The sequence below is a fragment of the Clostridium sp. HBUAS56017 genome (genome assembly GCF_007115085.1).
In the GTDB taxonomy this organism is placed as follows: Bacteria; Bacillota; Clostridia; order Clostridiales; family Clostridiaceae; genus Clostridium; species Clostridium cibarium.
The window spans coordinates 105,182-131,275 of record NZ_SULK01000002.1; the positions used below are offsets into that span (position 1 = coordinate 105,182).

28 protein-coding genes are annotated in these 26,094 nt (G+C 30.9%); 27 read left to right on the top strand and 1 reads right to left on the bottom strand.

From position 1 onward, the window contains the following. Nucleotides 1-72 precede the first annotated feature (72 nt). The 5 genes from rimM (at nucleotide 73) to FAY47_RS02750 (ending at nucleotide 3,482) form a co-directional block, all read left to right on the top strand. Nucleotides 73-573 (top strand): ribosome maturation factor RimM, encoded by a 501-nt coding sequence (rimM, locus tag FAY47_RS02730; protein WP_143314884.1) that lies wholly within the window; start codon nucleotides 73-75, stop codon nucleotides 571-573. Further along, complete coding sequence (gene trmD / locus FAY47_RS02735) at nucleotides 563-1,279, top strand: tRNA (guanosine(37)-N1)-methyltransferase TrmD (RefSeq protein ID WP_143314885.1); 717 nt, start codon at nucleotides 563-565, stop codon at nucleotides 1,277-1,279. Before rimM ends, trmD begins: the two co-directional genes overlap by 11 nt. Nucleotides 1,280-1,397: 118 nt before the next feature. After that, on the top strand, nucleotides 1,398-1,745 hold the full coding sequence (gene rplS, locus FAY47_RS02740; protein ID WP_143314886.1) for a 50S ribosomal protein L19: 348 nt from the start codon (nucleotides 1,398-1,400) through the stop codon (nucleotides 1,743-1,745). 66 nt (nucleotides 1,746-1,811) lie between these two features. Further along, nucleotides 1,812-2,654, top strand: a complete 843-nt coding sequence (gene ylqF, locus FAY47_RS02745) for a ribosome biogenesis GTPase YlqF (protein WP_143314887.1) — start codon at nucleotides 1,812-1,814, stop codon at nucleotides 2,652-2,654. 15 nt (nucleotides 2,655-2,669) lie between these two features. Continuing rightward, complete coding sequence (locus tag FAY47_RS02750) at nucleotides 2,670-3,482, top strand: ribonuclease HII (RefSeq protein ID WP_143314888.1); 813 nt, start codon at nucleotides 2,670-2,672, stop codon at nucleotides 3,480-3,482. 107 nt (nucleotides 3,483-3,589) lie between these two features. On the opposite strand, the gene FAY47_RS02755 is transcribed toward FAY47_RS02750, so the two are convergent. Further along, nucleotides 3,590-3,952, bottom strand: a complete 363-nt coding sequence (locus tag FAY47_RS02755; protein WP_143314889.1) for a YraN family protein — start codon at nucleotides 3,950-3,952, stop codon at nucleotides 3,590-3,592. Between the two features lie 113 nt (nucleotides 3,953-4,065). Between FAY47_RS02755 and FAY47_RS02760 the strand changes: the two genes are divergently transcribed. From FAY47_RS02760 to truB, 22 genes are all read left to right on the top strand, one after another. Further along, complete coding sequence (locus FAY47_RS02760) at nucleotides 4,066-5,589, top strand: YifB family Mg chelatase-like AAA ATPase (protein ID WP_143314890.1); 1,524 nt, start codon at nucleotides 4,066-4,068, stop codon at nucleotides 5,587-5,589. 16 nt (nucleotides 5,590-5,605) lie between these two features. Beyond that, on the top strand, nucleotides 5,606-6,658 hold the full coding sequence (gene dprA, locus FAY47_RS02765; protein ID WP_143314891.1) for a DNA-processing protein DprA: 1,053 nt from the start codon (nucleotides 5,606-5,608) through the stop codon (nucleotides 6,656-6,658). 45 nt (nucleotides 6,659-6,703) lie between these two features. Beyond that, complete coding sequence (gene topA, locus FAY47_RS02770) at nucleotides 6,704-8,797, top strand: type I DNA topoisomerase (RefSeq protein WP_143314892.1); 2,094 nt, start codon at nucleotides 6,704-6,706, stop codon at nucleotides 8,795-8,797. A 272-nt stretch (nucleotides 8,798-9,069) separates the two neighbouring features. Then, nucleotides 9,070-9,846: a GTP-sensing pleiotropic transcriptional regulator CodY gene (gene codY / locus FAY47_RS02775; RefSeq protein ID WP_143314893.1), complete on the top strand. Its 777-nt coding sequence runs from the start codon at nucleotides 9,070-9,072 to the stop codon at nucleotides 9,844-9,846. A gap of 285 nt (nucleotides 9,847-10,131) precedes the next feature. Next, nucleotides 10,132-10,833 carry a 30S ribosomal protein S2 gene (rpsB, locus tag FAY47_RS02780; protein ID WP_143314894.1) on the top strand — a complete coding sequence of 234 codons (702 nt, stop codon included), beginning with the start codon at nucleotides 10,132-10,134 and terminating at the stop codon, nucleotides 10,831-10,833. Between the two features lie 90 nt (nucleotides 10,834-10,923). After that, nucleotides 10,924-11,835, top strand: coding sequence for a translation elongation factor Ts (tsf, locus tag FAY47_RS02785; RefSeq protein ID WP_143314895.1), 912 nt, complete (start codon nucleotides 10,924-10,926; stop codon nucleotides 11,833-11,835). Nucleotides 11,836-11,905: 70 nt separating this feature from the next. Beyond that, nucleotides 11,906-12,616 carry a UMP kinase gene (gene pyrH, locus FAY47_RS02790; protein WP_143314896.1) on the top strand — a complete coding sequence of 237 codons (711 nt, stop codon included), beginning with the start codon at nucleotides 11,906-11,908 and terminating at the stop codon, nucleotides 12,614-12,616. A 13-nt stretch (nucleotides 12,617-12,629) separates the two neighbouring features. Continuing rightward, nucleotides 12,630-13,187, top strand: coding sequence for a ribosome recycling factor (frr, locus tag FAY47_RS02795; RefSeq protein WP_143314897.1), 558 nt, complete (start codon nucleotides 12,630-12,632; stop codon nucleotides 13,185-13,187). 63 nt (nucleotides 13,188-13,250) lie between these two features. Further along, on the top strand, nucleotides 13,251-14,021 hold the full coding sequence (locus FAY47_RS02800; RefSeq protein WP_143314898.1) for an isoprenyl transferase: 771 nt from the start codon (nucleotides 13,251-13,253) through the stop codon (nucleotides 14,019-14,021). Between the two features lie 15 nt (nucleotides 14,022-14,036). Then, a complete protein-coding gene (locus FAY47_RS02805) occupies nucleotides 14,037-14,834 on the top strand; it encodes a phosphatidate cytidylyltransferase (protein ID WP_143314899.1) in 798 nt (265 codons plus the stop codon). A gap of 129 nt (nucleotides 14,835-14,963) precedes the next feature. Further along, nucleotides 14,964-15,920 (top strand): AI-2E family transporter, encoded by a 957-nt coding sequence (locus FAY47_RS02810; RefSeq protein ID WP_143314900.1) that lies wholly within the window; start codon nucleotides 14,964-14,966, stop codon nucleotides 15,918-15,920. Between the two features lie 21 nt (nucleotides 15,921-15,941). Then, nucleotides 15,942-17,102, top strand: coding sequence for a 1-deoxy-D-xylulose-5-phosphate reductoisomerase (locus tag FAY47_RS02815; protein WP_143314901.1), 1,161 nt, complete (start codon nucleotides 15,942-15,944; stop codon nucleotides 17,100-17,102). An 11-nt stretch (nucleotides 17,103-17,113) separates the two neighbouring features. After that, nucleotides 17,114-18,244: an RIP metalloprotease RseP gene (gene rseP / locus FAY47_RS02820; RefSeq protein WP_143314902.1), complete on the top strand. Its 1,131-nt coding sequence runs from the start codon at nucleotides 17,114-17,116 to the stop codon at nucleotides 18,242-18,244. 14 nt (nucleotides 18,245-18,258) lie between these two features. After that, complete coding sequence (gene ispG / locus FAY47_RS02825) at nucleotides 18,259-19,308, top strand: flavodoxin-dependent (E)-4-hydroxy-3-methylbut-2-enyl-diphosphate synthase (RefSeq protein WP_143314903.1); 1,050 nt, start codon at nucleotides 18,259-18,261, stop codon at nucleotides 19,306-19,308. A gap of 308 nt (nucleotides 19,309-19,616) precedes the next feature. Then, nucleotides 19,617-20,075: a ribosome maturation factor RimP gene (gene rimP, locus FAY47_RS02830; protein ID WP_143314904.1), complete on the top strand. Its 459-nt coding sequence runs from the start codon at nucleotides 19,617-19,619 to the stop codon at nucleotides 20,073-20,075. A gap of 16 nt (nucleotides 20,076-20,091) precedes the next feature. Continuing rightward, on the top strand, nucleotides 20,092-21,192 hold the full coding sequence (gene nusA, locus FAY47_RS02835) for a transcription termination factor NusA (protein WP_143314905.1): 1,101 nt from the start codon (nucleotides 20,092-20,094) through the stop codon (nucleotides 21,190-21,192). 10 nt (nucleotides 21,193-21,202) lie between these two features. Continuing rightward, nucleotides 21,203-21,469: a YlxR family protein gene (locus tag FAY47_RS02840; protein ID WP_143314906.1), complete on the top strand. Its 267-nt coding sequence runs from the start codon at nucleotides 21,203-21,205 to the stop codon at nucleotides 21,467-21,469. Then, nucleotides 21,462-21,770 (top strand): ribosomal L7Ae/L30e/S12e/Gadd45 family protein, encoded by a 309-nt coding sequence (locus tag FAY47_RS02845; protein ID WP_143314907.1) that lies wholly within the window; start codon nucleotides 21,462-21,464, stop codon nucleotides 21,768-21,770. The genes FAY47_RS02840 and FAY47_RS02845 overlap by 8 nt, the downstream gene beginning before the upstream one ends. A gap of 20 nt (nucleotides 21,771-21,790) precedes the next feature. After that, nucleotides 21,791-23,872: a translation initiation factor IF-2 gene (gene infB / locus FAY47_RS02850; RefSeq protein WP_143314908.1), complete on the top strand. Its 2,082-nt coding sequence runs from the start codon at nucleotides 21,791-21,793 to the stop codon at nucleotides 23,870-23,872. A gap of 13 nt (nucleotides 23,873-23,885) precedes the next feature. Further along, complete coding sequence (rbfA, locus tag FAY47_RS02855) at nucleotides 23,886-24,239, top strand: 30S ribosome-binding factor RbfA (RefSeq protein ID WP_143314909.1); 354 nt, start codon at nucleotides 23,886-23,888, stop codon at nucleotides 24,237-24,239. Nucleotides 24,240-24,241: 2 nt separating this feature from the next. Beyond that, nucleotides 24,242-25,219: a bifunctional oligoribonuclease/PAP phosphatase NrnA gene (locus FAY47_RS02860; RefSeq protein WP_143314910.1), complete on the top strand. Its 978-nt coding sequence runs from the start codon at nucleotides 24,242-24,244 to the stop codon at nucleotides 25,217-25,219. Next, a complete protein-coding gene (truB, locus tag FAY47_RS02865; RefSeq protein WP_143314911.1) occupies nucleotides 25,216-26,091 on the top strand; it encodes a tRNA pseudouridine(55) synthase TruB in 876 nt (291 codons plus the stop codon). The genes FAY47_RS02860 and truB overlap by 4 nt, the downstream gene beginning before the upstream one ends. The last annotated feature ends 3 nt before the right edge of the window (nucleotides 26,092-26,094 follow it).

Genomic DNA, 26,094 nt, shown 5'->3' on the forward strand with positions numbered 1-26,094 from the left:
AAGTTAATTATGTTTAGCTTATTATATTTAGAAAGTATGCATACATTTACCTATAAGAAGAGGTGAAAATATATGAATAACGAATTTTTTCAAGTTGGGCAGATAGTAAATACTCACGGAATAAAGGGTGAAGTTAAGGTTATGTGCCTTACTGATAATCCAGAAAATTTTAAAAGATATAAAAAGGTATTAGTAGATGATAAGTGGTTAGAAATATTAGGTGTTAAATTCCAAAAGGACAGAGTTATTTTAAAGCTTGAAGGAATTAATGATATGAATACAGCCGAAGAATATAAAACAAAATTTTTAAGTGTACCTAGGGATGAAGAACCAGAGCTCGAAGAAAATACATTTTATGTGGTGGATATAATAGGCTGTACAGTATATGATACTGAAGGTAAAGATTTAGGAAAAGTTTTTGATGTAATAGAAACTAAGAATAATGATGTTTATTGGATTAAAGAACCAAAACAATTACTAATACCAGTTCTTCCGGATATAGTACTAGATGTGGATGTGGAAGAGAAAAAAATACTCATTAGTCCTGTAGGAGAATGGCAAGATGAAGATTAGTGTGCTAACACTTTTCCCAGAAATGTTTTCTATATTTGATAGTTCAATTATTGGAAGAGCAAAGGAAAAAGGATTGGTTGAAATGGAGTATGTTAATATTAGAGATCATACTCTTAGTAAACATAAGAAAGTAGATGACTATCCTTACGGTGGTGGTGCAGGAATGGTTATGGCTGCGCAACCTTTAGTAGATTCAATTAAAGTCTGTAAGGAAAAGAATAAAGGCAAGGTAATATTTTTAGGACCTAGAGGAAAGACTTTTTCTCAAGACATGGCAAAAAAACTTTCTAGAGAAAAAGAACTAATATTTGTATGTGGTCATTATGAAGGAATAGATGAAAGAGTGTATAAGCATATTGATATGGAGATATCTTTAGGGGATTTTGTACTAACTGGCGGTGAAATGGCAGCAATACCTGTAATTGATTCTATCTTAAGACTAGTTCCTGGGGTTTTGGGAAGGGAAGAAAGCTTTATTGAAGAATCTTATTCAGATGGGCTTTTAGAGTACCCACAATATACAAGACCAGAAGTATATGAAGGAGATAAGGTTCCAGAAGTACTATTATCTGGTCATCATGAGAATATAAGAAAGTGGAGAAGAAAGCAGTCTCTTTTAATTACTAAAAAAAGAAGAATAGATCTTTACAAAAAGGTTGAATTAAGCAAGGAAGATGTAAAAATATTAAATAATGATAAAATATAAAAAAATCTTGCTTAAAGAATTTTGCTATGATACAATATAATTTGTGCTAGTACGGGCGCTCCTCTGTGGAACAAGGCTTTTGCATGAACGTCAAAATTATCTAAAGGAGGAATGCACAATGAACGAAATATTAAGACAAATAGAACAAGAACAAATCAGAACTGATTTACCAAGCTTTAATGTTGGTGATACTATTAAAGTTCACGTAAAAATTAAAGAAGGTAACAGAGAGAGAGTTCAAGCTTTTGAAGGAACTGTTATTAAGAAGCAAAATGGTGGTTTAAGAGAAACTTTTACTGTAAGAAGAGTTGCTTATGGTACAGGTGTTGAAAGAACTTTCCCAATCAATGCTCCAATCATCGAAAAGATTGAAGTTACTAGAAGAGGTAAAGTAAGAAGAGCTAAATTATTCTACTTAAGAGATAGAGTAGGTAAGGCTGCTAAAGTTAAAGAATTATTAAGATAATTTTTCTTTTGGGAAGGGGGACTGTAAAGTCCTCTTTTTTCTTACTTAAATTTAGGAGGTAAATGTATGGCTATAAATTGGTTTCCAGGACATATGAAAAAGACTCAAAGAGAGATCAAAGAAAACTTAAAATTAGTGGATGCTGTTATTGAAATAAGGGATGCAAGGATTCCAAAGAGTTCTGCAAACCCTGATATAGATAAATTAGTTGGAAGTAAACCTAGGATAATATTATTAAATAAATGTGACTTAACAGAAAGAAAAGTAACCAATAATTGGATAAGTGCTTTATCTAGTGATAATATAAGGGTTTTAGAAGTGAATTGTTTAAAAGGTATAGGAACAAATGCAATAAGACCAGCATTGTTAGAACTTTTAAAGGAAAAGCATGATAGACTTAAGGCTAAAGGCTTGGTTAATATTACAACTAGGGTAATGGTTGTAGGTATTCCAAATTGCGGTAAGTCAACATTTATTAATAAAATGGCTAGGAATACAATAGCAAAAACAGGAGATAGACCAGGAGTAACTAAAAATAAACAATGGATAAAAACTTCAATAGGGATAGAATTGTTAGATACTCCAGGAGTATTATGGCCTAAATTTGAAGATGAGGAAACTGCTCTGAATTTAGCGTTTACTGGAGCTATTAAAGATGAAGTTATGGATATAGAAGAATTAGCTTATAAATTAGTGGAAAGATTGCAAACTTTCTATCCTGAAAAGCTAATAGAAAGGTATAAGATAGAGGAAGTTTTTGATAATCCGTTAGAAACACTTGATGCTATAGCTATTAAAAGAGGGTGCATAATGAAAGGAAGAGAGATTGATTATAATAGAATAGCTGTTATTCTATTAGATGAATTTAGAGGTGGAAAAATAGGAAATATAACTTTGGAGAGACCCTAAGTAAAGGAGAAAATTATGAAACCTTTTAACATGGAAATAAGTTCATTAAGTTATAAAGAGGTAAAGACATATATTGATGAAATTGATATATATGAAGAAATGAAGGAAGATAATTTCTTCAGATTAATAGAAAATTTAAAGAGTGACAGTAGAAAAAATGTTTCATCTTTGGGAATTAGACTTGAAAAAAGTAAAGAAAAGATAGAAAAAGAGATCTCAAGAGTAAGATCTATGTATGAATTTGATAGGTCATTTGGTGATTATAAATACATAGCTGGAGTAGATGAAGTTGGTAGAGGTCCCTTGGCAGGTCCCATAGTTGCTTGTGCAGTAATTTTAGACGAAGATGTATTAGATGAAGAGCTAATTTTAGGCATAAATGATTCCAAGAAACTTTCGGAAAAGAAAAGAGAAGAACTTGCAAGTATAATAAGGGAAAAGGCGCTAGCTTATGAGATAGCTATTTCATCGCATACTGAGATAGATAATAAAGGAATAGCATATTCCAATAATAAGGTCTTTTTAGATGCATGTAATAATTTGAATATAAAACCTGATTTAGTTTTATCTGATGGATATTTGGTGAAAAGTATTAATATAGAAAATAAGTATGTAATAAAAGGGGATACAAAGAGTGCGTGTATTGCTGCTGCCTCTATAGTAGCAAAGGTGTATAGAGATAATCTTATGAAGAAATATGCTGAAAAATATCCATACTATAATTTTGAAGATAATGCAGGTTATGGGACGATTAAACATGTAGAAGGATTAAAGAAGTTTGGTCCTTGTGAGATACATAGAAAGAGTTTTTTAACAAAGATACTTTAAATATGATTTAAGTGTTTTAAAATAACTAAAAGTTGTTTTGAGGCACTTTTGTTTTTTTAGAGAACTAGATAATAAAAATTGAACATTTTAAATAGAAGTTCTAATTATTAAAATGCATTTTCAATATGATTTACTCTATAGTTTTCATCATAATAATTTAAGTATATTTCTATAACATCAAATCTAATGTTAAGATTATAGAGTTTCTTCTTTTGAATAAAATAGGAAGCAATGAATTTTATTGTGATAACCTTAAAATAATTAATTGATTCTGAGGGAAATCCATAATTTTTATTATATCTTGTTTTTACTTCAGTAAATATTAGGATATCCTCAATTTTTGATATAATATCAATTTCACCTCTTGCAGTTCGAAAATTTCTCTCTAATATTAGATGATTTTTGCTTTGGAGAAATTTTGTAGCTAAGTCTTCTCCATAATTTCCTATATGTTTGTTATCTTTAAACATGTATACCTCCAATAAAAATATATTAAGATGATATCCATTTCTATAAAAAAATAATCTTCATATATTAGGTTTAACTATCATGTCTATGGTAATAATCTAGAGGGGTGATAAATATGGCAATAAAAATTTATAGTGCAACATGTTCAGAGCTAAAAGGAATAGTGATTGAAGTAGAAGTTGATATTACACGTGGTATTCCCAATTTTTCAATAGTAGGATTACCAGATGCATCGGTAAAAGAGGCAAAGGAAAGAGTTAGATCTGCAATAATAAATAGTGGCTTTGAATTTCCACTAGGTAGGATAACAATAAATCTGGCACCAGCAGATGTTAGGAAAATTGGATCATTGTTAGATTTGCCTATAGCTTTAGGAATACTTATGGAAACAAGACAAATGAGAGAAATAGATTTTAATGAATATATTTTCTTTGGTGAACTTTCTCTAATGGGAGATATTAAAAGAGTAAAAGGAACTCTCCCTATAATATTAGAAGGGATTGAAAAGAAATTTAATAAGTTTGTGTTTCCTTATGATAATGTAAATGAATGCATATATGATAAAGGTTCATACTATCCGTTTAACAGTTTACAGGAAGTGGTTTCGTTTATAAATTACGAAGATGTTCTTCCGTTTGAAATGGACGACTTTGAATTTAAAAGGAACGCAGAAATTTTTGATTATTCAAATATAATAGGACAAGAAAATGCAAAACGTGGTATGGAAATTGCTGCTGCTGGTAATCATAATGTAATACTGTATGGCAGCACAGGAGTTGGGAAAAGTATGCTAGCTAAAGCACTTCCTTCAATACTTCCTGACTTATCCAAGTCAGAAGAATTGGAAATTGCAAAAATATATAGTATATCTGGATTGCTAGAAGAAGGTAGCAGGGTTGATAGACCTTTTAGAACCCCTCACCATACAGCTACAACCTGTTCTATAATAGGTGGCGGAAATGTGCTAAGAGCTGGTGAGGTAACCCTTGCACATAAGGGGGTTTTGTTTTTAGATGAATTGCTAGAGTTTAAAAGATCAGTTTTAGAAGGGTTAAGAGAACCTATAGAAGAAGGGATAATCCATATTAATAGGCTTCATGGAAATACAGTTCTTCCGTCAAAGTTCTTATTTGTTGGAGCATTTAATTTGTGTCCTTGCGGTAATTGGAGTTTAGAGTCTTTGGGAGATAATAATTGTAGTTGTACAGAATTTCAAAGAAATAGATATATAAATAGATTATCTAAGGCGTTAAGAGATAGAATAGATATCTATATATATGTCCCTCAAATTAATTATGAGGATTTAAGAAGAGCTAATAATAGTTGTGATTCTAAAAGAATGAAAAACAGGGTTGTATGTGCAAGAGAAAAGCAATTTGAAAGACTTAATGGAAGTGGATACAATTATAATTCTGAGATAAGAGGTAAAGATATATATGAGATTTGTAGGTTAAGTAAAAAATCAAAAAAAATATTAGAACAATATTTTAATAGTAGCAAACCGTCATTAAGGGCCTTGGGCAAAGTAGTAAAGCTTGCTAGAACTATTGCAGATATAGATGGATTAGATGATATTAATGAGTCAAATGTAATCGAAGCTATAGGATTTAGAAAGAATTATAATGGTGAAGTTGTATGAAAGGGGTAGACAGTTTGTGAAATTTAAGATATGGTTATTAATGTTAAACATAAATGAAGAAATAAAGTTGAACTTATTAAATAAATATAAAGATCCTAAGATAATTTACGATAATTTTTTGGATATAATAAATGAAAATAATATTATTATGAATAAAATAAAAACTTATAAGAAAGAATTATTCTTAGAGAAGGCAGAAGAAATTTATAAATGGACTATAGAAAATGAGGTCGGCTTAATAACAAGAGATGATGAGGATTATCCTGAAGGGTTAAAGACTATAAAATATGCACCTTATGGATTGTTTTATAAGGGAAATAAAGAGATCTTAAAAAACAGAATCGTAGCAATTGTGGGGTCTAGGGCTTGTACTTCATATGGAATTGAGGTAACAAAGCTATTGACAAAAGAATTAAATAGCTATAATATCACAATCATAAGTGGAGGAGCTAAAGGTGTTGACTCAGTTGCACATAGGACTGTGTTAAATGAAAAAGGAAAAACTATAGTTGTTCTTGGTTCAGGAATAGATGTGGTTTATCCTGCTCAAAATAGATTTCTTTTTAAAGAAGTAGCTAATGATGGGCTAATTTTGTCAGAATTTATACCTGGAACCAAGCCACTAAGTTATAATTTTCCCAGAAGAAATAGGATAATTAGCGCACTAAGTGAATTGGTAATAGTAGTAGAAGCTTCTGATAGAAGTGGTTCTCTTATTACTGCTGGATATGCAATAGAGCAAGGAAGAAATGTGATGGCTGTGCCGGGATCCATATTTTTTAAAGGAAGTAGTGGATGCAATAAACTTATAAGAGATGGCGCACAAATTTTTTGTTCAATGGAAGATTTACATACATTATTAGATCTAAGATCTAAAGAAAGTAAAGCAATAGATTCTCCAGTGAAGAAAAAAATATTATCATTAATTTCTGAGGAACCTATACATATTGATGAAATAGTAAATAGGTCTGTTATTGACAGAGAAGCATTATTTAATGTATTATTTGATATGCAAATTAAAAATGAAATAATTAGTTTGCCTGGCAATTATTATGCTAGAATTATATGAGTTATAAGGGGGTGAAGACTCCATAGAATAAATGGAGTTTTTTGTATGGGTCAAAATTTAGTTATAGTTGAATCACCTGCAAAGGCAAAAACTATCGCAAAATATTTAGGAAAAAATTATATAGTGGAAGCATCAATGGGTCATGTTAGGGATTTACCTAAGAGTAAGTTAGGCGTTGATATAGAGGATAACTTTAATCCAAAGTATATTACAATTAGAGGAAAAGGGGAACTTATAGATAAACTTAGAAAATCAGCTAAGAAAGCAGATAAAGTTTACCTTGCAACTGACCCTGACCGTGAAGGTGAGGCTATTTCATGGCATTTAGCTAACATATTAAAAATATCAGAAGATTCCGAATGTAGAATTGTATTTAATGAAATTACCAAAACAGCTGTTAAGGGATCGCTTAAAGGTGCTAGAAAGATTGATTTCGATTTAGTAGATGCTCAACAAGCAAGAAGAATATTAGATAGATTAGTTGGATATGAGATTAGCCCTATACTTTGGAGAAATGTAAAATGGGGATTAAGTGCAGGAAGAGTTCAATCTGCAGCATTAAAAATTATTTGTGATAGAGAAAATGAGATAAAAGAATTTATACCAAAGGAATATTGGTCAGTTGACTGTGTTTTAAAAAAAGACAGAAAAAAGTTTTCAGTGAAGTTAGTTTCTAGAAACAATAAAAAAATTGAAATAGATGATGAAGAATTAGCAAATAAAATAATTGACGAAATAAAAAGTGGCAGTTTTGAAGTTAAGGCAATAAAGAAGGGCAAAAAGAACAAAAATCCATTGCCTCCTTTTACAACAAGTACTCTTCAACAGGATGCTAGTAGAAAACTAAACTTTATGACTAAAAGAACTATGTCGATAGCTCAGGGATTATATGAAGGAGTAGAAGTCAAAGGACATGGTACAGTAGGACTAATAACTTATATGAGAACGGATTCTGTAAGAATCTCAGATGAAGCTCAAGGAAGTGCTTTAGAGTTTATTGAAAAAACATATGGAAAAGAATATCTACCAGAGAAAGCAAGAGTTTATAAAGGAAAGAAGAATATACAAGATGCACATGAAGCGATAAGACCTACATATGTAGAGATAACACCAGAAGTAGCTAAAGTTAGTTTAACACCTGAACAGTTTAAGCTTTACTCTCTAATATGGAAGAGATTTATGGCTAGTCAAATGGCAACATGTGTTTTAAATACAAATTCCATTGATATAATGAATGGGGATTATAAATTTAAAGCTAGTGGATCTACAGTGGAATTTGATGGATTTATGAAACTGTATGACTATACTATAAAAGAAGAAGAGGATGCGGTAGTGTTACCTAAATTAGAGGAAGGTGAAGTTTTAGAATCACAGTCTATAGAAGGCGTTCAACATTTCACTCAACCTCCTGCTAGATTTACAGAAGCATCGTTTGTTAAACTAATGGAGGAAAAAGGAATAGGAAGACCAAGTACCTATGTTCCTACAATTTCTACTTTACTTAGTAGGGATTATGTGAATAGAGAAAAGAAAAATTTATTTCCAACTGAATTAGGTTTTATAGTTAATAATATATTAAGTGAATATTTTACTCAAATTGTTGATGTGGATTTTACAGCAGAAATGGAGAAAAATTTAGATAGTGTTGAAGAAGGAAGTGCTGATTGGAGAAAAGTTGTTGCAGATTTCTTCCAACCACTAAAAGTAGCCATAGATAAAGCTGAAAAAGAAGTGGCTAAAGTTGTTATTGAGGACAAGGTAAGTGATGTTCCTTGTGATAAATGCGGTAGAATGATGGTTATTAAAAGAGGTAGGTATGGCAATTTCTTAGCATGTCCTGGATATCCAGAGTGCAAGAATGCAAAACCTTTAGTGGAAGAGCTAGATGTAGCATGTCCTGAGTGCGGGAAAAAAATTGTTGCCAAGAAGAGTAAAAGAGGAAAGAAATTTTTCGGATGTTCAGGATATCCAGAATGCAAATTTGTTAGTTGGAATGAACCTGTTGAAGAGAAATGTCCAAAGTGCAATACGTATATGGTAAAGAAGTATTCTAAGAAAAGCGGAAATTATATTCAATGTGCTAACTCAGAATGTGATTATAAGAAAGAGTTGCCAAAGGAAGAGAAAGAAGAAAGTTAAAGTTAATTTAAACTCCTAAGAAAATTAGGTATATAAAAGATTCTTTGGAGTTTAAATTATAAAGGCAATATTATTAATATAATGGGTATAATTAAACAAGTTGGGTAAAATATAAGTAGTGAAAATATAGTTGTAATAAAATATGTGCTGTGGTAAACTTAGAAGAGTTAATAAATAATTTGAATATTTAAATTATTTAAATTATTTAAATTATTTTAATTATTAGTAACTTACGGATGATCTATGTGGTTATATTACAAGGAGGATTATTAATGCCATCATTACTTAGTAAAACGCGAATGTTAAACAAGATTTTACAGAAATCAGGAACTGAGCCGGTTGTCTTTGAAGACATATGCAAAGTTTTAAGTGAAGTTTTAGAGTGTAATGTATACATTGCTAGTAGGAAAGGAAAAATATTAGGATACACTTTTACTAAGAATTTCGAATGTGAGATTATGAAGAAAAAGGTAGTTGACGAAAGAAGATTCCCCGCTGACTATAATGAAAAGCTTTTGGAGAAGTCAGAAACATTATCAAACCTTCCAAACGGAGGATTGTGTGTGTTAGAAGGAGAGGGTCAATGCAATATGGAAGACAAGCTTTCTACTATTGTGCCAATAATTGGAAATAGAGAAAGGTTAGGTACTTTAATTTTAGCTAGATTTGGTAATCCTTTTACTGAAGAAGATCAAGTTATCGTTGAATATAGTGCAACAATAGTTGGTATAGAAATGCTTAGAGCTAAACAAGATGAAATCGAAGAAGAAACAAGAAAAAAAGCTGTTGTACAGTTAGCCATAGGAACTTTATCTTATTCAGAGCTAGAAGCAGTGGAACATATTTTTGATGAATTAGATGGAGAAGAAGGACTCCTTGTAGCTTCAAAGATTGCAGATAAAGTTGGCATAACGAGAAGTGTTATAGTAAATGCTTTGAGAAAGTTTGAAAGTGCTGGAGTAATTGAGTCTAGGTCATTAGGAATGAAGGGAACTCATATTAAAATACTAAATGAAAAATTGCTAGAAGAATTGAAAAAAATAAAATAAGTATTTTAAAGTATACATATTATTTGTAATACGGTATTGAACTTGCAGTAATTTAGTTTATTGCAAGTTTTTTTATTATTATCTTACTAAAATTAGCCAATTAATGTATTTATGAATATAAAGTTAGAAAAATATATAAAATATTGTTGATAGAGAAAAAACCTTATGGTATACTTACTAAGGAAAAAATAATACACACACTATCCAATGAGTTTATTTGGTGCCTATGATATAGGTGTATGAACGAAAATGACGATAGTGGAGGGAAAACCAGGAGGTAACAAAATGTCAGTAATATCAATGAAACAATTATTAGAAGCTGGTGTTCATTTTGGACATCAAACAAGAAGATGGAACCCTAAGATGGCTCCTTACATTTTTACAGAAAGAAATGGAATCTATATAATAGATCTTCAAAAGACTGTAAAGAAAGCAGAAGAAGCTTACAACTTTATTAAGGAAGTTTCAATAGAAGGAAAAGATATCTTATTTGTAGGAACTAAGAAACAAGCTCAAGAAGCTATTCAAGAAGAAGCAATAAGATCAAACATGCACTTTGTTAATAACAGATGGTTAGGTGGAATGTTAACTAACTTTGAAACAATAAAGACTAGAATTAAGAGATTAGAACAAATTGAAAAGATGCAAGAAGATGGAACTTTTGAAGTTTTACCTAAGAAAGAAGTTATAAAGCTTAAAGGTGAATTAGAAAAACTTGAAAAGAATCTTGGAGGAATAAGAAACTTAGATGCTGCTAATGTTGGAGCAATGTTCGTAGTAGATCCAAGAAAGGAAAAGAATGCTATTTCAGAAGCTAAGATTTTAGGAATTCCTGTAGTTGCTATAGTTGACACTAACTGTGACCCAGAAGAAGTTGATTATGTAATACCTGGTAATGATGATGCTATAAGAGCTGTTAAATTAATAACTGCTAAAATGGCTGATGGAATCATTGAAGGAAGACAAGGGGAACAACTAGCTGAATAGTATTTTAAATAAAAGGTAGGTGAGGTATACTTCATTTACCTTTTACCCTAAATGGTAAGGGTTACTTTCAAAATTAAGGAGGAATTAAATATGATAACTGCAAAATCAGTTAAGGAATTAAGAGAAAGAACTGGCGCAGGAATGATGGACTGCAAAAAGGCTTTAACAGAAACTAATGGAGATATAGATAAAGCAATAGAATTCTTAAGAGAAAAGGGATTAGCTGCTGCAGCTAAGAAGGCTGGAAGAGTTGCTGCAGAAGGTCTTGTAAAAACTTATATAACAGATGATAATAAAACAGCAGGTATAGTTGAAGTTAACTGTGAAACAGACTTCGTTGCTGCTAATGATCAATTTGTAAGCTTTGCTGACAGATTAGCTAAAATGGCTGCTGAAACAAGTGTTGCAACTGTTGAAGAGTTCTTAGAAGAAAAGTATGAAGGTGAAAAGACTGTTAAAGAAGCTTTAACTGAATTAATAGCTACACTTGGTGAAAATATGACAGTTAGAAGATTTAAGAAGTTCCAAGTAGAAAAGGGAGCTGTTCAAACTTATATTCATGGTGGCGGAAGAATTGGTGTTGTAGTTGAATTAGGATGTGAAACTGAATCTCCAGTTTTAGCTGAAGTTGCTAAAGAAATATGTATGCAAGTAGCTGCTGCAAATCCATTATTCTTAAGCAAGAATGATGTTGATAATGAAGCACTAGAAAAAGAAAAAGAAATCTATAGAGTTCAAGCTCTTAATGAAGGAAAACCTGAAAAAATCGTTGACAAAATGGTTATGGGAAGAATTCAAAAGTACTACAAGGAAGTTTGTCTTTTAGAACAATTATGGGTTAAAGATGGCGATAAGACAATAACTAAGTTTGTTGAAGAAAAGGCTAAAGAAGTTGGTTCTCCAATAACAATTAATAGCTTTGTAAGATTCGAAAGAGGCGAAGGAATCGAAAAAATCGAAGAAGACTTTGCTGCTGAAGTTGCTAAGCAAATGGGTAAATAAAACCAAAGAGAACACTCAGTGTTCTCTTTTTTTAAAGAATAATAATTCATAACATATTGGAGGTATAAAAATGGCTGAATGTAAGTACAAGAGAGTAATGTTAAAACTATCTGGAGAAGCGTTAGCAGGTGAAAATGGATTTGGATTAGATTTTAATGTTGCTAAAAAGATAGCACTAGAAATAAAAGAAATCGTAGATATGGGTGTTGAAGTTGGAGCTGTTGTTGGTGGCGGTAACATTTGGAGAGGCAGAAGTGGTGAAGGTATGGATAGAACTACTGCTGATTACATGGGAATGTTAGCCACATGTATTAATGCTTTAACTTTACAAGATTCATTAGAACAAGTTGGAGTTATGACAAGAGTACAAACTGCTATCGAGATGAAGGAAATTGCTGAACCTTTTATTAGAAGAAGAGCCATGAGACATCTTGAAAAGGGAAGAGTTGTAATATTTGCAGCAGGAACAGGAAATCCTTATTTCTCAACTGATACTACAGCCGCATTAAGAGCAGCTGAAATAGAGGCTGATGTTATACTTTTAGCTAAAAAAGTAGATGGAGTTTACGATAAAGATCCACATAAGTATGATGATGCAAAAAAATATGATACATTATCATATATAGATGTATTAGATCAAGGATTGCAGGTTATGGATTCAACTGCTACTTCATTATGTATGGATAATAATATTCCAATATTAGTATTTGGACTTGATGATCCAAAAAATATTAAGAGAGCAATTTTAGGCGAAAAACTTGGAACATTAGTAACTAAATAGTAGGAGGGTTTTTATGATAAAAGATGTAATTAAAAATTCTGAAGAAAAGATGAAAAAGACTATTTCTGTTTTAAAAGGTGATTTACAAACTATGAAAGCAGGAAGAGCTAATCCAACAATGCTTGATAGAATTCAAGTAGATTATTATGGTAGTCCGTGTCCATTAACTCAAGTGGCTAACGTATCAGCTCCAGAACCAAGAGTTTTAATGATTACGCCTTGGGAAAAAACAATATTAAAGGATATTGAAAAGGCTATATTGAAGTCGGATTTAGGACTTAATCCTTCAAATGATGGTTCTGTCATTAGATTGATAATACCAGAATTAACAGAAGAAACAAGAAAGAACCTAGTGAAAAATGTTAAGAAAACTGGTGAAGAAGCTAAAGTTGCAATAAGGTCAATAAGAAGAGATGCTAATGAAAAGATTAAGGGAATGAAAAAAAATGGTGATATATCTGAAGATGAAGTTAAAAAAGGCGAAGATGATGTTCAGAAGATTACCGACTCATATGTAAAAGAAGTTGACGCTATTATTACCGCTAAGGAAAAAGAGATAATGTCAATATAGAGCTAATAAGAAAACCTGCTCTTTTAGCAGGTTTTCTTAAATTTACTTTTGGAGGTGCTTATCTTGTTAAACTTTTTTAAAAGTGATAGAAAAGTAAATTCACATGATAATAATAGAATTGAAATAGATATGAATAGGATTCCAGAACATATAGCTATTATAATGGATGGAAACGGAAGATGGGCTAAGGCAAAGAACCTTCCAAGAGCAATGGGGCATAAAGCAGGGGTTGAAACTATTAGAAGAGTCATTAAAGAAGGAGATAAGCTAGGCGTAAAATATATGACTTTTTACGCTTTTTCAACAGAAAATTGGAAGAGGCCTAAGGAAGAAGTAAGTGCTTTGATGAAACTTTTGGTTCAGTATTTAAGACAAGAAATTGATGAACTGGATGCTAATGGAGTTCTAATCAATGTTCTAGGAGATTTATCTAGGCTCCCAAGAGAATGTATTGATGAGATTAAAAGAGCAAAGGAAAGAACTAAAAATAATACAGGAATAGTTATGAATTTTGCTTTAAATTATGGGGGAAGAGATGAAATTATACGAGCAACTAAAGAAGTTGCAGCTGCTGTAGAAAAAGGGGAAATAGCAATTGATGATATAGATGGAAGAACTATAGAAAAATATTTATATACTGCCAACATGCCAGATCCAGATATTATAATAAGACCTTCAGGTGAGCAAAGGTTAAGTAATTTCTTGTTATGGCAATGTGCATATTCTGAATTTTGGTATTCAAATATAAATTGGCCTGATTTTACGGAGAAGGATTTAAGAATGGCAATTTATGATTTTCAAAATAGGGACAGACGGTTTGGTGGAATTAAGTAGATTGAGGTGAATAATTTGAAATCTGATAATAGATATTTAGGGGCTTTAATGATTGCTCCCTTTATTCTTTTTGTTTTTGTTGGAGGATTGTCTTTAGAGATATTTACTTTTGCATTATCAGTTTTAGGATTATATGAATTTTATAAAGCATTAAAAGAGCAAAAATTTAATCCTATTGGATTAATTGGATATGTACTTTTAGTAGCATATTATTTATTTAATCATAATTTTCAGACGTTAATGCATTTAATAATATTAGGAACTTTTTTACTATTGATTATACCTGTAATTAATTTAAAACATACTTTTATTGATGTAGCACTTACGATACTAGGATTTATATATGTTGGTATATTCTTTAGTTTTATATATTTGGTTAACATAAAAGATGGAGGAATGTTTTATGTCTGGCTAATATTTATCGGATCTTGGATGGCTGATACTACAGCATATTATGCTGGAAGACGTTTTGGAAAAACTAAGTTATGTCCTAAAGTTAGTCCTAAGAAGACTGTTGAAGGATTAATTGGTGGATTGCTTGGAGCTACAATTTTTTGTGGATTATTTGGAATGTTCGTAAGATGTTACATAGTTCAAGTCCCTTTATATCATTTCTTTATTATTGGTGCGCTTTGTGGTGGATTTAGTACATTTGGAGATTTGGTTGCATCTTCTATAAAGAGATATGTTGGAATAAAAGATTATAGCAATCTAATTCCAGGTCATGGTGGGATTTTAGATAGGTTTGATTCTATCCTATTTTCAGCAGCTGTTGTATTTTATTATTTAACTTTCATTTTAGGAATTAAGTAGTTAAATTAAAAACACTATATTAAGAGAAAATAAATTTTCTTTTATATAGTGTTTTTTATTTACATAAATATAATGTAAAACTTTCAAGTTATGCATATATTTTAACATAATAGTTAAGTGGAGGAAGTTATGGAGCTAAAAAAAGAATATGGAACACTTATAAAGCTAGTAATTTTATTTTTAGTAATAACATTAATAACGTTGGCTATAAAATATTATTTTAGACCATTTATTACAATGGTTATCCTTTCTATACTTTCAAGACCATTATATGAATTGTTAAATAAATTTTCTGTTCCAAATAAAATTTCAGCAGCTACAAGTATACTTGTAATTAATATAATAATTTTTCTTACAATTTTTTATCTAGGTAATTCAATTTATTCAACAATAGCTAAATTATATAATGAAAATATAAGTAGAATTGAAGGTGTTATAAATTATTTCGGGCAGATTTTGAAAGGAGATAACGAAATTGGTAAGAAGATAATCACACTTTTTGATAAGGACTTTATTAAAGCAAGTGCAGTAAATACTGGGGAGGTTATATTATCTTATTTTATTGGGAATATATCTACTTTTTTTATTTTATTAGATAGTAAGAAAATAGGAAATTTACTTTGTAGTATATTGCCAAGAACTATAATAAACAAATTTAAAGACCAGAAAAACAGTATAAAAGAAATGCTTTTGATTCAGGTAACTTTAGTAATTATTTCTACGATTTCTGTAATAGTTGGTTTTACGATTTTAAGAATCCCAAAACCATTATTCATGGGCATTATATGTGGTATATTAGATATATTACCATATGTGGGAACTATAATTGTATTTATTCCTATAATAATATACAATATTATAGTAAAAGATTACTTAATAGCTTTTGGATTAGTATTTTTATATTTGCTAATTCAAGTAGTAAGAGAAATTTTAGAGGCTAAATTTTTAAGCGATAAGTTAGAACTACATCCATTATTAGTATTATTGTCAGTTTATATAGGAGTAAAGTTATTTGGATTGTTAGGTATTATAGTGGGGCCAATTTATGGAATGCTAGCTAAAGAAGTTATTTATAATAAGGAGTAGTTTAACATTAGGAGGAAAGTTATGAAAGGAATTTCAATTTTAGGAGCAACAGGGTCAATCGGAACACAAACCCTTGATGTTGTGAGAAACTCAAATGATGATTTTAAACTAATAGGAGTTACGGCTAATTCATCAGTAGATAAAATGAAGGAAATAATAAAGGAATTTAATCCTAAATATATAGGAATGATGGATGCAGATAGTGCTATTAAAATAAAGGAATTTTGTTTGGAAAATAATTTTAAGGTGCAAGTTTATAGCGGAATGGAAGGATTGATAAAGATATCAACGTTAGATGAGATTGACATAGTAGTGACATCTGTTGTTGGTATGATAGGGTTGAAGCCTACAATAGCAGCTATAGAAGCAAAGAAGGATATAGCTTTAGCTAATAAAGAAACCTTGGTTGTAGCTGGAGAGCTAGTCATGAGAAAAGCAAGGGAAGAGGGAGTTAGAATACTACCGGTAGATTCAGAACATGGAGCAATTTTTCAAGCCTTGCAAGGTAATGAAATTAAAGATTTAAAAAAGATTATATTGACTGCATCTGGAGGGCCTTTTAGAGGTAAATCAAAGGACTTTATTAAGAATGTAACTTTAGAGGAGGCATTAAATCACCCGAATTGGAGTATGGGGAGTAAAATAACGATAGATTCAGCTACCTTGATGAATAAAGGACTTGAAGTTATTGAAGCACATTGGCTTTTTGATTGTGATTACGAAAGTATTCAGGTTTTAGTTCATCCTCAAAGCATAATTCATTCTATGGTGGAGTATAGAGATGCAAGTATTATAGCTCAGATTGGTTCTCCAGATATGAGATTACCAATACAATATGCTCTTAATTATCCTAAGAGAAAAGAAAAGGTAGCAAAGGAAATTGATTTTTATGAAATTACTAGTCTTACATTTGAAAAACCTGATATTGATACATTCAAATGTTTAAGACTTGCTTTTGATGCTGGGAAAAAAGGAGGTTTAATGCCTACCGTTTTAAATGGAGCTAATGAAGTGGCAGTTTCTTTATTTTTAAACAAGAAAATTAAGTTTTTAGATATAGCAGATATAATTGAAGATGCTATGACGATATTTGAGGAATATACCCACAATGATATAACAATAGATAATATAATAGAATTGGATGAAAAAGTAAGAAAATATGTTATAAACAAAAAAGGTTAGGAGGAAGAATTTTGAATTATATTTTAGCTGTTTTAGGTTTAGGTGCTATAATTATAGTACATGAGTTAGGACATTTTATTATGGCAAAGATTAATGGAGTAAAGGTTTTTGAATTTTCGATAGGATTTGGACCTAAAATAATATCGCATAAAGGGAAAGAAACGGAATATTCAATATCTCTATTACCAGTTGGAGGATATGTTCAAATGTATGGTATGACTGAGGATGAAGAAGATGATGGCGAAGGTAAAATAGAAGAAGATGTGGAAAGAAAATTTATATCGAAGAAACCGCTTCAAAGATTATCTATAATAATAGCAGGACCATTAATGAATATAGTTTTAGCTATATTTTTATTTGGTACAATTTATTCTAATTTTGGATATGCGGAAACAAGCTTAGGTCAAATAAGTGAAAATAGTGCAGCTATGGAGACTGGAATTCAATCCGGTGATAAGGTAACTAAGATAAATGGGAGTAATATCTATACAGCAGATGACATTAGTATAGATTTAGCTCAATCCCAGAGCGAAGCATTAAAAGGGATTGTGGAAAATAACGACTATAAAGGTGATGATAATAAGCTAAGTATAGATAAAATACCGGATGGCATAAAAGGTAGTCCTGTAACTTTGCAATATGAAAGAAATGGAAGCTTAATGGAGACTATATTAACGCCTAAATTTGATAAAGAAAAATTACAATTTTTCATAGGTGTGGGATTTAATATTGTTGAAAATCCAAATCTAACTCAAATAATTAAACATAGTTTTAACGAAACAAGATCATTAATAACACAAAATTATAAGGCTATAGTAAAGCTTGCATCAGGAAAAGGTAATTTTAAAACAGACATTGGTGGTCCTGTTAGCATAGTTCAAGTCGCTTCAGGAGCTGCAGAAGCTGGTGTGTGGGCTTTAGTAAGGCTAGTAGCAATTATGTCTATAGGAGTTGGAATTTTCAACCTGTTACCACTTCCAGTTCTTGATGGGGGAAATTCTATTCTTATATTGATAGAGCTAATAACAAGAAGAAAAGTTCCGACAAAAGTTGTAAATGTGCTAAATACAGTTGGAGTTGTTTTCTTATTTGGGTTAATGTTAGTTGTAACTGTTAAGGATATACTATTCCCAATTAAGTAATAGAGGTGAAAAATATGAATAGAAAAATAACTAGGTTAGTAAAGGTTGGTGATGTAAGTATTGGAGGAAACTCTGAAATTACAATTCAATCTATGACAAATACAGATACTAGAAATGTTGAGGAAACATTAAAGCAGATTAGAACTCTTTATAACGCAGGATGTCAAATTATAAGATGTGCGATTCCTGATATGGAGGCAGCTGATGCGTTAAAATATATTATAAAAGAATCACCTATTCCAGTGGTTGCGGATATTCATTTTGATTATAGATTAGCACTAAAATCTATAGAGAATGGGGTTTCTGCATTAAGGATAAATCCAGGTAATATTGGCAATAAAGATCGTGTAAGATTAGTTGCTGAAAAAGCTAAAGAAAAGAAAATACCAATTAGAATAGGAGTTAATTCAGGTTCTTTAGAAAAAGATATCTTGGAGAGAGATGGAAAACCTACAGCTAATGGGCTGGTGGAAAGCGCATTGAGACATGTGAAAATTTTGGAGGACTTAAAATTTTATGACATAGTGATTTCTATTAAATCTTCAGATGTTAAGATGATGATAGAGGCATATAGATTAATAAGTGAAAAATGTGATTACCCGCTTCATTTGGGTGTAACTGAATCGGGAACTAAGGATAAAGGTGCTATAAAATCAAGCGTTGGTATAGGAACTTTGCTTGCAGAAGGAATAGGAGATACAATAAGAGTATCGCTAACTAGTGATCCAGTTGAAGAAATTAAAGTGGCAAGGGAAATACTTAGAGCCTTAGGACTTAGAAAGGGTGGACTGGAATTTGTTTCATGCCCTACTTGTGGAAGAACTCAAATTGATTTGATTGGAATTGCAAATGCTGTTGAGGAAAAGCTTGAGAGTATTAATAAGGATATAAAGGTAGCTGTAATGGGATGCGTGGTAAATGGTCCAGGAGAGGCTAGGGAAGCTGACATTGGAATTGCAGGTGGAAAAGGAGAAGGTATAATATTTAAAAAGGGTCAAGTAATAAAAAAAGTAAAAGAAGAAGAGTTGATTTCTGAATTAATGAAAGAAATTGATTTGTTATAAAAGAAGTGTTTAATTAGACCTATTAAGATTTTTAATTTTAATAGGTCTTTGTTTATTCCATTTCATTATTTTAAATCAATTAATAATTTTTACTTACACTTGTATTATTTATTAAGATGTGATATTCTTGTAATAGAAGATTATCTCAAATAGCTAGAATTTTGGAGTGGGAAGGTGAAACCCGCTCTTTCTATTTGTAACGCAACTACTTTAATAGTTGCGTTTTTGATTAGGTTAAATATATTACTAATCAATTTGGGGAATAATAATCTAAAATAAAATTGAATATTGAAAAGGAGGTTATGCAAATGAATAAAGATACCTTAGCAGAAAAAATTAAAGTTTTAGTAAAGCCTATTGCTGATGAACTAAATTATGAATTATATCATGTTGAATATATAAAAGAAAATGGAGAATTTTACTTAAGAATATATATAGATAAACCAGAAGGCATTTCTCTTACAGATTGTGAAACACTATCAAGAAGAGTCAGTGATATGCTAGATGTTGAAGATCCAATTCAAGATGCCTATTATTTAGAAGTATCATCACCTGGATTAAATAGAGAGTTATATACTGATGATCATTTAAAAAAATCTGTTGGAAAAGAAGTTTTAATAAGTTTAACAAGTGCAATAAATGGTAAAAAGAGTATTAAAGGTGTATTAAAAGAAATTGATGAGGAATCTATCACTATATTAAGTGAAGAAGAACTAGCAATACCTAGAAATAAGATAAAACACGCAAATATAGATGGGGAAATATAATAAGGAGGATATAAAAATGAACGAAGAGTTTATAGGTGCTCTAAGAGAAATTGTTAAAGAAAAGGGGATTAGTGAAGATTTAATATTTACTACTATTGAAGATGCTATGGTGGCAGCATACAAAAAAAATTATGCAAATCCCAATACGTCTGCTCAAAATGTTAGAGTAAGTATAAATAGAGAGTCAGGAGAAATTAATGTTTATTCTCAAAAGGTTGTATGCGATGAGGTATACGATGATGTAACAGAAATTTCAATTGAAGATGCAAAGGAAATTAGTCCTAAGTATGAAGTTGATGATATCGTTGAGTTAGAAGTAACGCCAAGAAACTTTGGTAGAGTAGCTGCTCAGCTTGCAAAACAAGTTGTAACTCAAAGAATGAAAGAAGCTGAAAGAAATATCGTTTATAATGAATATAAAGAAATGGAATACGATATTATTACTGGAACAATACTTAGAAAAGACAAGGGAAATGTGTTTGTTAACCTTGGAAAGCTCGAAGGAGTTATAGGACCTAATGAACAAATGCCAAATGAAGAGTATAACTTCAATGAAAAATTAAAATTATATATAGTGGAAGTTAAGAACGGTTCAAAGGGAGCTTTAATACATGTTTCAAGAACACATCCAGGACTTGTAAAGAGATTGTTTGAACTTGAAGTCCCAGAAATATATAATGGAGTTGTTGAAGTTAAGAGTATTTCAAGAGAAGCAGGATCAAGAAGCAAGCTCGCAGTACATTCTAATGATGAATCAGTTGATCCTATGGGAGCATGTGTTGGACCTAAAGGTATAAGAGTTCAAAAAATTGTTTCAGAATTAAAAAATGAAAAAATAGATATAATTAAATGGAGCAAGTCGCCAGAAGAATTTATTGCTAACTCATTAAGTCCAGCAAAGGTTTTAAGTGTAGAGGTTAATGAAGAGGATAAAACGGCAAAAGTTGTTGTAGATGATAATCAATTATCTTTAGCAATAGGTAAGGAAGGCCAAAATGTAAGACTTGCTGCTAAATTGACAAATTGGAAGATAGATATAAAAAGTAAAAGCCAAATAGAAGCGTTGGAAGAATCGAAAGAATCAGAAGAAGATAATACTTTGGATTCAGCAGAATAGAGGTGTTTTTATGAAGGCTAAAAAAATTCCATTAAGAATGTGCACAGGTTGTATGGAAATGAAACCTAAGAAGGAACTTATAAGAGTTGTTAAAAGTCCAGAAGGTGAAGTAAGTGTAGACTTGACAGGGAAGAAATCAGGTCGAGGAGCATATATTTGCAAAAGTGCTGAATGTTTTGAAAAGGCTGTAAAAACAAAGAGACTTAGTAGAAATTTGGATGTTTCAATCGATGAAAATATATTTAATAAGCTAAAGGAAGAAATTGAAAATGAATAAGTTTTTTAATTTTTTAGGATTAGCAAAGAGGTCAAAAAATATCTTAGAAGGATACAGTAAATGCAATGAAGAGAGAAATAGAAGAAAGTTATACTTATTTATAATCTCTAAAGATGCATCAGTTTCTTCAAGAAGAAAATTTGTAAATCATTGTAAAATAAATAATATACCATATATTGAAGATTTCTCAAAAGAGGATTTAGGGGAAGCTATAGGAAGGCCAGAAATTAAAATTATAGCTTTAACTGATGAAAATATGGCAAAAAAATTGTTAGCTCTTTACGAGGAGGAAAATATATGAATTAATACGGGGGTGACTTTATGTCAAAAATTAGAGTATATGAATTAGCCAAGGAATTGAATATAAGTTCAAAGGAATTAATCACATTATTAATGGAAGAATTTAATGTAGAAGTTAAAAATCATATGAGCGTAATTGAAGACGAAGATGCAGAACTAATAAAAGAATTATTAACTGGTTCAGATAACAAAGAAGATAAAGATGCAACATTAAAGAAAAACGGAGATAAGAAGAGTTTGGTAGATGAATATGAAGATATCCTAGCGGAAGAAGTAAACAAGGGAAATAAGAAGAAGAAAAAGACTAAGAAACAAATTGCAGAAGAAAAGGCTAGAGCAGAACAGGAATTTGCAGAGAACACTATTTTAGAAATAGGGGAAACTATAACTGTAAAAGAACTAGCAGATTTACTTCAAAAACAATATGCAGATGTTATTAAAACATTAATGTTCATTGGAGTAATGGCGGCAATGAATCAAGAAATAGATTATGAAACAGCTGCTAAAGTTTGTGAAAAATACGAAATAATTTGCGAGAAGAAAGAAGAAACTTCAGAACTAGAATCATTAAATCTTGAAACAGAAAAAGAAGAAAACCTTACAAAAAGGCCACCAATAATAACAGTTATGGGGCATGTTGATCATGGTAAAACTTCATTATTAGATGCAATAAGAAAAGCAAAAGTTACTGATACTGAAGCAGGTGGTATTACGCAACATATAGGTGCTTATACAGTTAATGTTAAGGGAGAAAAAATTACATTTTTAGATACTCCAGGACATGAAGCGTTTACAGCTATGAGAGCAAGAGGAGCACAAATCACTGATGTAGTTATATTAGTAGTTGCAGCAGATGATGGAATAATGCCTCAAACAAAGGAAGCTATAAGTCACTGTAAAGCAGCTGGGGTACCAATGGTTGTAGCAATAAATAAGATTGATAGACCAAATGCTAATATAGATAAAGTTAAGCAAGAATTAACTGAATATGGATTGGTTGCTGAGGATTGGGGTGGAGATACAATTTGTGTACCAGTTTCAGCAAAGGCAGGACAAAATATAGATCAATTATTAGAAATGGTTCTTTTAACAGCTGAAATGTTAGAATTAAAGGCTAACCCTGATAGAAAAGCTAAAGGAACAGTTATTGAAGCAAAACTTGATAAAGGTAGAGGTTCTGTAGCATCATTACTTGTTCAAAGTGGTACTTTAAGAGTTGGAGATTCAATTTTAGTAGGTACAACATATGGTAGAATAAGAGCTATGTTTGATGATGAAGGAAAGAAAATTAAATCAGCAGGTCCTTCAATTCCAGTTGAAGTTCTTGGTCTTTCAGAAGTGCCAGCTGCTGGAGATAGATTTAATGAAGTTAAAGATGAAAAAACTGCAAGAGCTATGGCTGAAAGTAGAAAAGATAAGATTAAGAGTGATAACTTCCATAGAGTTTCGTTGGAGGATTTATACAATCAAATTAAAGAAGGTACAGTTAAGGAACTTGCAATTATAGTAAAAGCTGATGTTCAAGGTTCCGCGGAAGCAATAAGACAATCACTTGAAAAGTTATCTACAGATGATGTAAAAGTTAGAGTAATTCACAGCGGTGTTGGAGCTATAACAGAAACTGATACTACTCTTGCAACTGCATCTAATGCAATTGTTATAGGATTTAATGTTAGACCTGATACTAATGCCACAGTAGCAGCGGAAAGAGATGGCGTAGATATTAAGACATATAGAATAATATATGATGCAATAGATGATGTTAAATCAGCGATGATAGGTATGCTTGAACCTGAATATAAGGAAGTTGTTTTAGGGAAGGCAGAAGTTAGGGAAACTTATAAGATATCAAATGTTGGTACAATAGCTGGGTGTTATGTTCTTGATGGTAAAGTTAAGAGAAATTCAGAAGCTAGAGTTATAAGAGATGGCATAGTAATTCTAGAAGGAAAATTAGCTTCATTAAAGAGATTTAAGGATGATGTAAAGGAAGCAGCGGCTGGATATGAATGTGGATTAAGCATTGAAAAATTTAATGACTTAAAAGAAGGCGATATAATCGAATCTTTTGAAATTGAAGCAATTAAGAGAAAAGAGCTTTAAAGAGGTGATATAAATGCCTAACTATAGAGGCGGAAGAATAAACGAAGAAGTTAAAAGAGAAATAAGTAACTTAATTCGTAATGAAATAAAAGATACTAGATTAACTGCGATGATTTCAGTAACTGCAGTTAAAGTAACTAAAGATTTAAGATATGCAAAGGTATATGTAAGTATTTTTGCAAAGGATGAAGAAGAAAAGAGTAATAATCTAGAGGCACTAAAAAGTGCAGCAGGTTTTGTTAGACGTGAAATAGCACAAAGAATAAATCTAAGACACAGCCCACAAATTATTTTTGAACTTGATGATTCAATAGACTATGGTATGAAGATAGATAGTTTAATTGAACAGACTAAAGGAAATAGATAGATATGACTCTTAAGGAAATATCAAAGATTATATTAGAGTCAAATAAAATAGGATTGACATTTCATACATCTCCAGATGGGGATGCCATTGGGAGTACTTTAGGACTTTTAAATGGACTTAGGGAAATGGGGAAAGATGTTTATGTAATATCAAGAGAAGTTATTGAAGATAACCTCTCTTTCCTTTCTTTAGGCAATGAAATTGATGGGAAAACTGCTGAACCAGTTAAAGATACTGATTTGGTTATAGTCTTAGATTGTGGAAACAAAGAGAGAATTTGTGCTGATTTAGAAGGTTATGAAGGGACTATGATTAATATAGATCATCATATTTCGAATGATAATTATGGTGATTATAATTATGTTGATTCAACAGCAGCTGCTACTGCTGAGATTGTGTATTTGCTTCTTAAGGAGTTTAATTTTGAATTTAATTGCATAAGTGAAGTATTTCAAAAAATAGGTTCATGTCTTTATACTTCTTTAATTACAGATACGGGCTCTTATAGACATTCAAATGTGACTAAAAGAACTTTTAATATAGCTGGAGAATTAATAGGTTGTGGAGTGAAAAATGATAAGATTCACAATGAATTGTTTGGAAATAAGCCTTACAATAAAGTTAAATTAATTGGAGAAGCTCTAAATAATCTGGAACTTTTAGTTGATAAGAAAGTTTCTGTAATAGCATTAAGTATGAAAGTTCTTGAATCATTTGGAATGACTAATGTAGATACTTCGGATATAATTAATATGGTTTTAAACATAGAGGGTGTTGAAGTTGCATTAGTTTTAAAAGAAGCAGAAGATGGAGTTAAAGGAAGTTTAAGGTCAAAGAATGAGATTGATGTTAGAAAGATAGCGGAAATTTTTGGTGGTGGTGGTCATATAAAAGCTTCAGGGTTTAAAATAAGTGATATGTCCATAGATGAAGCAAAAAATAGAATAATTAACGAAATAGAAAAAGAGATAAAAATATGAATGGTGTAATTAATGTATTTAAAAATAGAGGAATGTCATCATTTGATGTTGTAAGAATAATAAAGAAAGCATCTAAAGAAAAGAAAGTTGGACATACTGGAACGTTAGATCCTGAGGCAACAGGAGTACTACCTGTTTGCTTGGGAAAAGCAACTAAAATAATTGATTATATAATGACCGCTGAAAAAAGTTATTATGTTAAATTTAAGTTGGGGGTAAAAACAACAACTTATGATTTAGAAGGTGAAGTTGTAGAAGAAAAAGATTCATCTAAGTTAAGAAATGAAGAAATTCTTGATGTGATTAATAGTTTCAAAGGAGAATATCTACAAGTTCCACCTATGTATTCAGCATTAAAAAAAGATGGAATAAGATTATATAATCTTGCGAGACAAGGCATTGAAGTTGAGCGAGAGGGAAGAAATATAAACATATATGATATAAAAAATATATATATTTCAAATCCATACATATCAATGGATGTTACATGCTCTAAGGGAACATATATAAGAAGTCTATGTTATGATATAGGTGAAAAGCTTGGAGTTGGAGCTACTATGACAGAATTAAAAAGGACTAAGACTTCTATTTTCACTGAAGAAGAAAGTGTAAATATTGATGAAATAGAAGAAAATAATGTTGGTGAATTTATAATAACATTAGAAGAAGCTTTGAAGAGCTACCCTAAGATTAATATAAATAAGGGATACACTAAGCTATTTATTAACGGAGTAAAAGTTGGAGATAAGAGAAGTCTTGATTTAAAACCTAAAATAGGTCAACTTTACAGAGTATACGATGAAGAAAAAGTATTTATTGGACTGGGCAAACAAGATGAGTTTGGCTTTAAGATAGAGAAGCTTTTAATCTAGTTA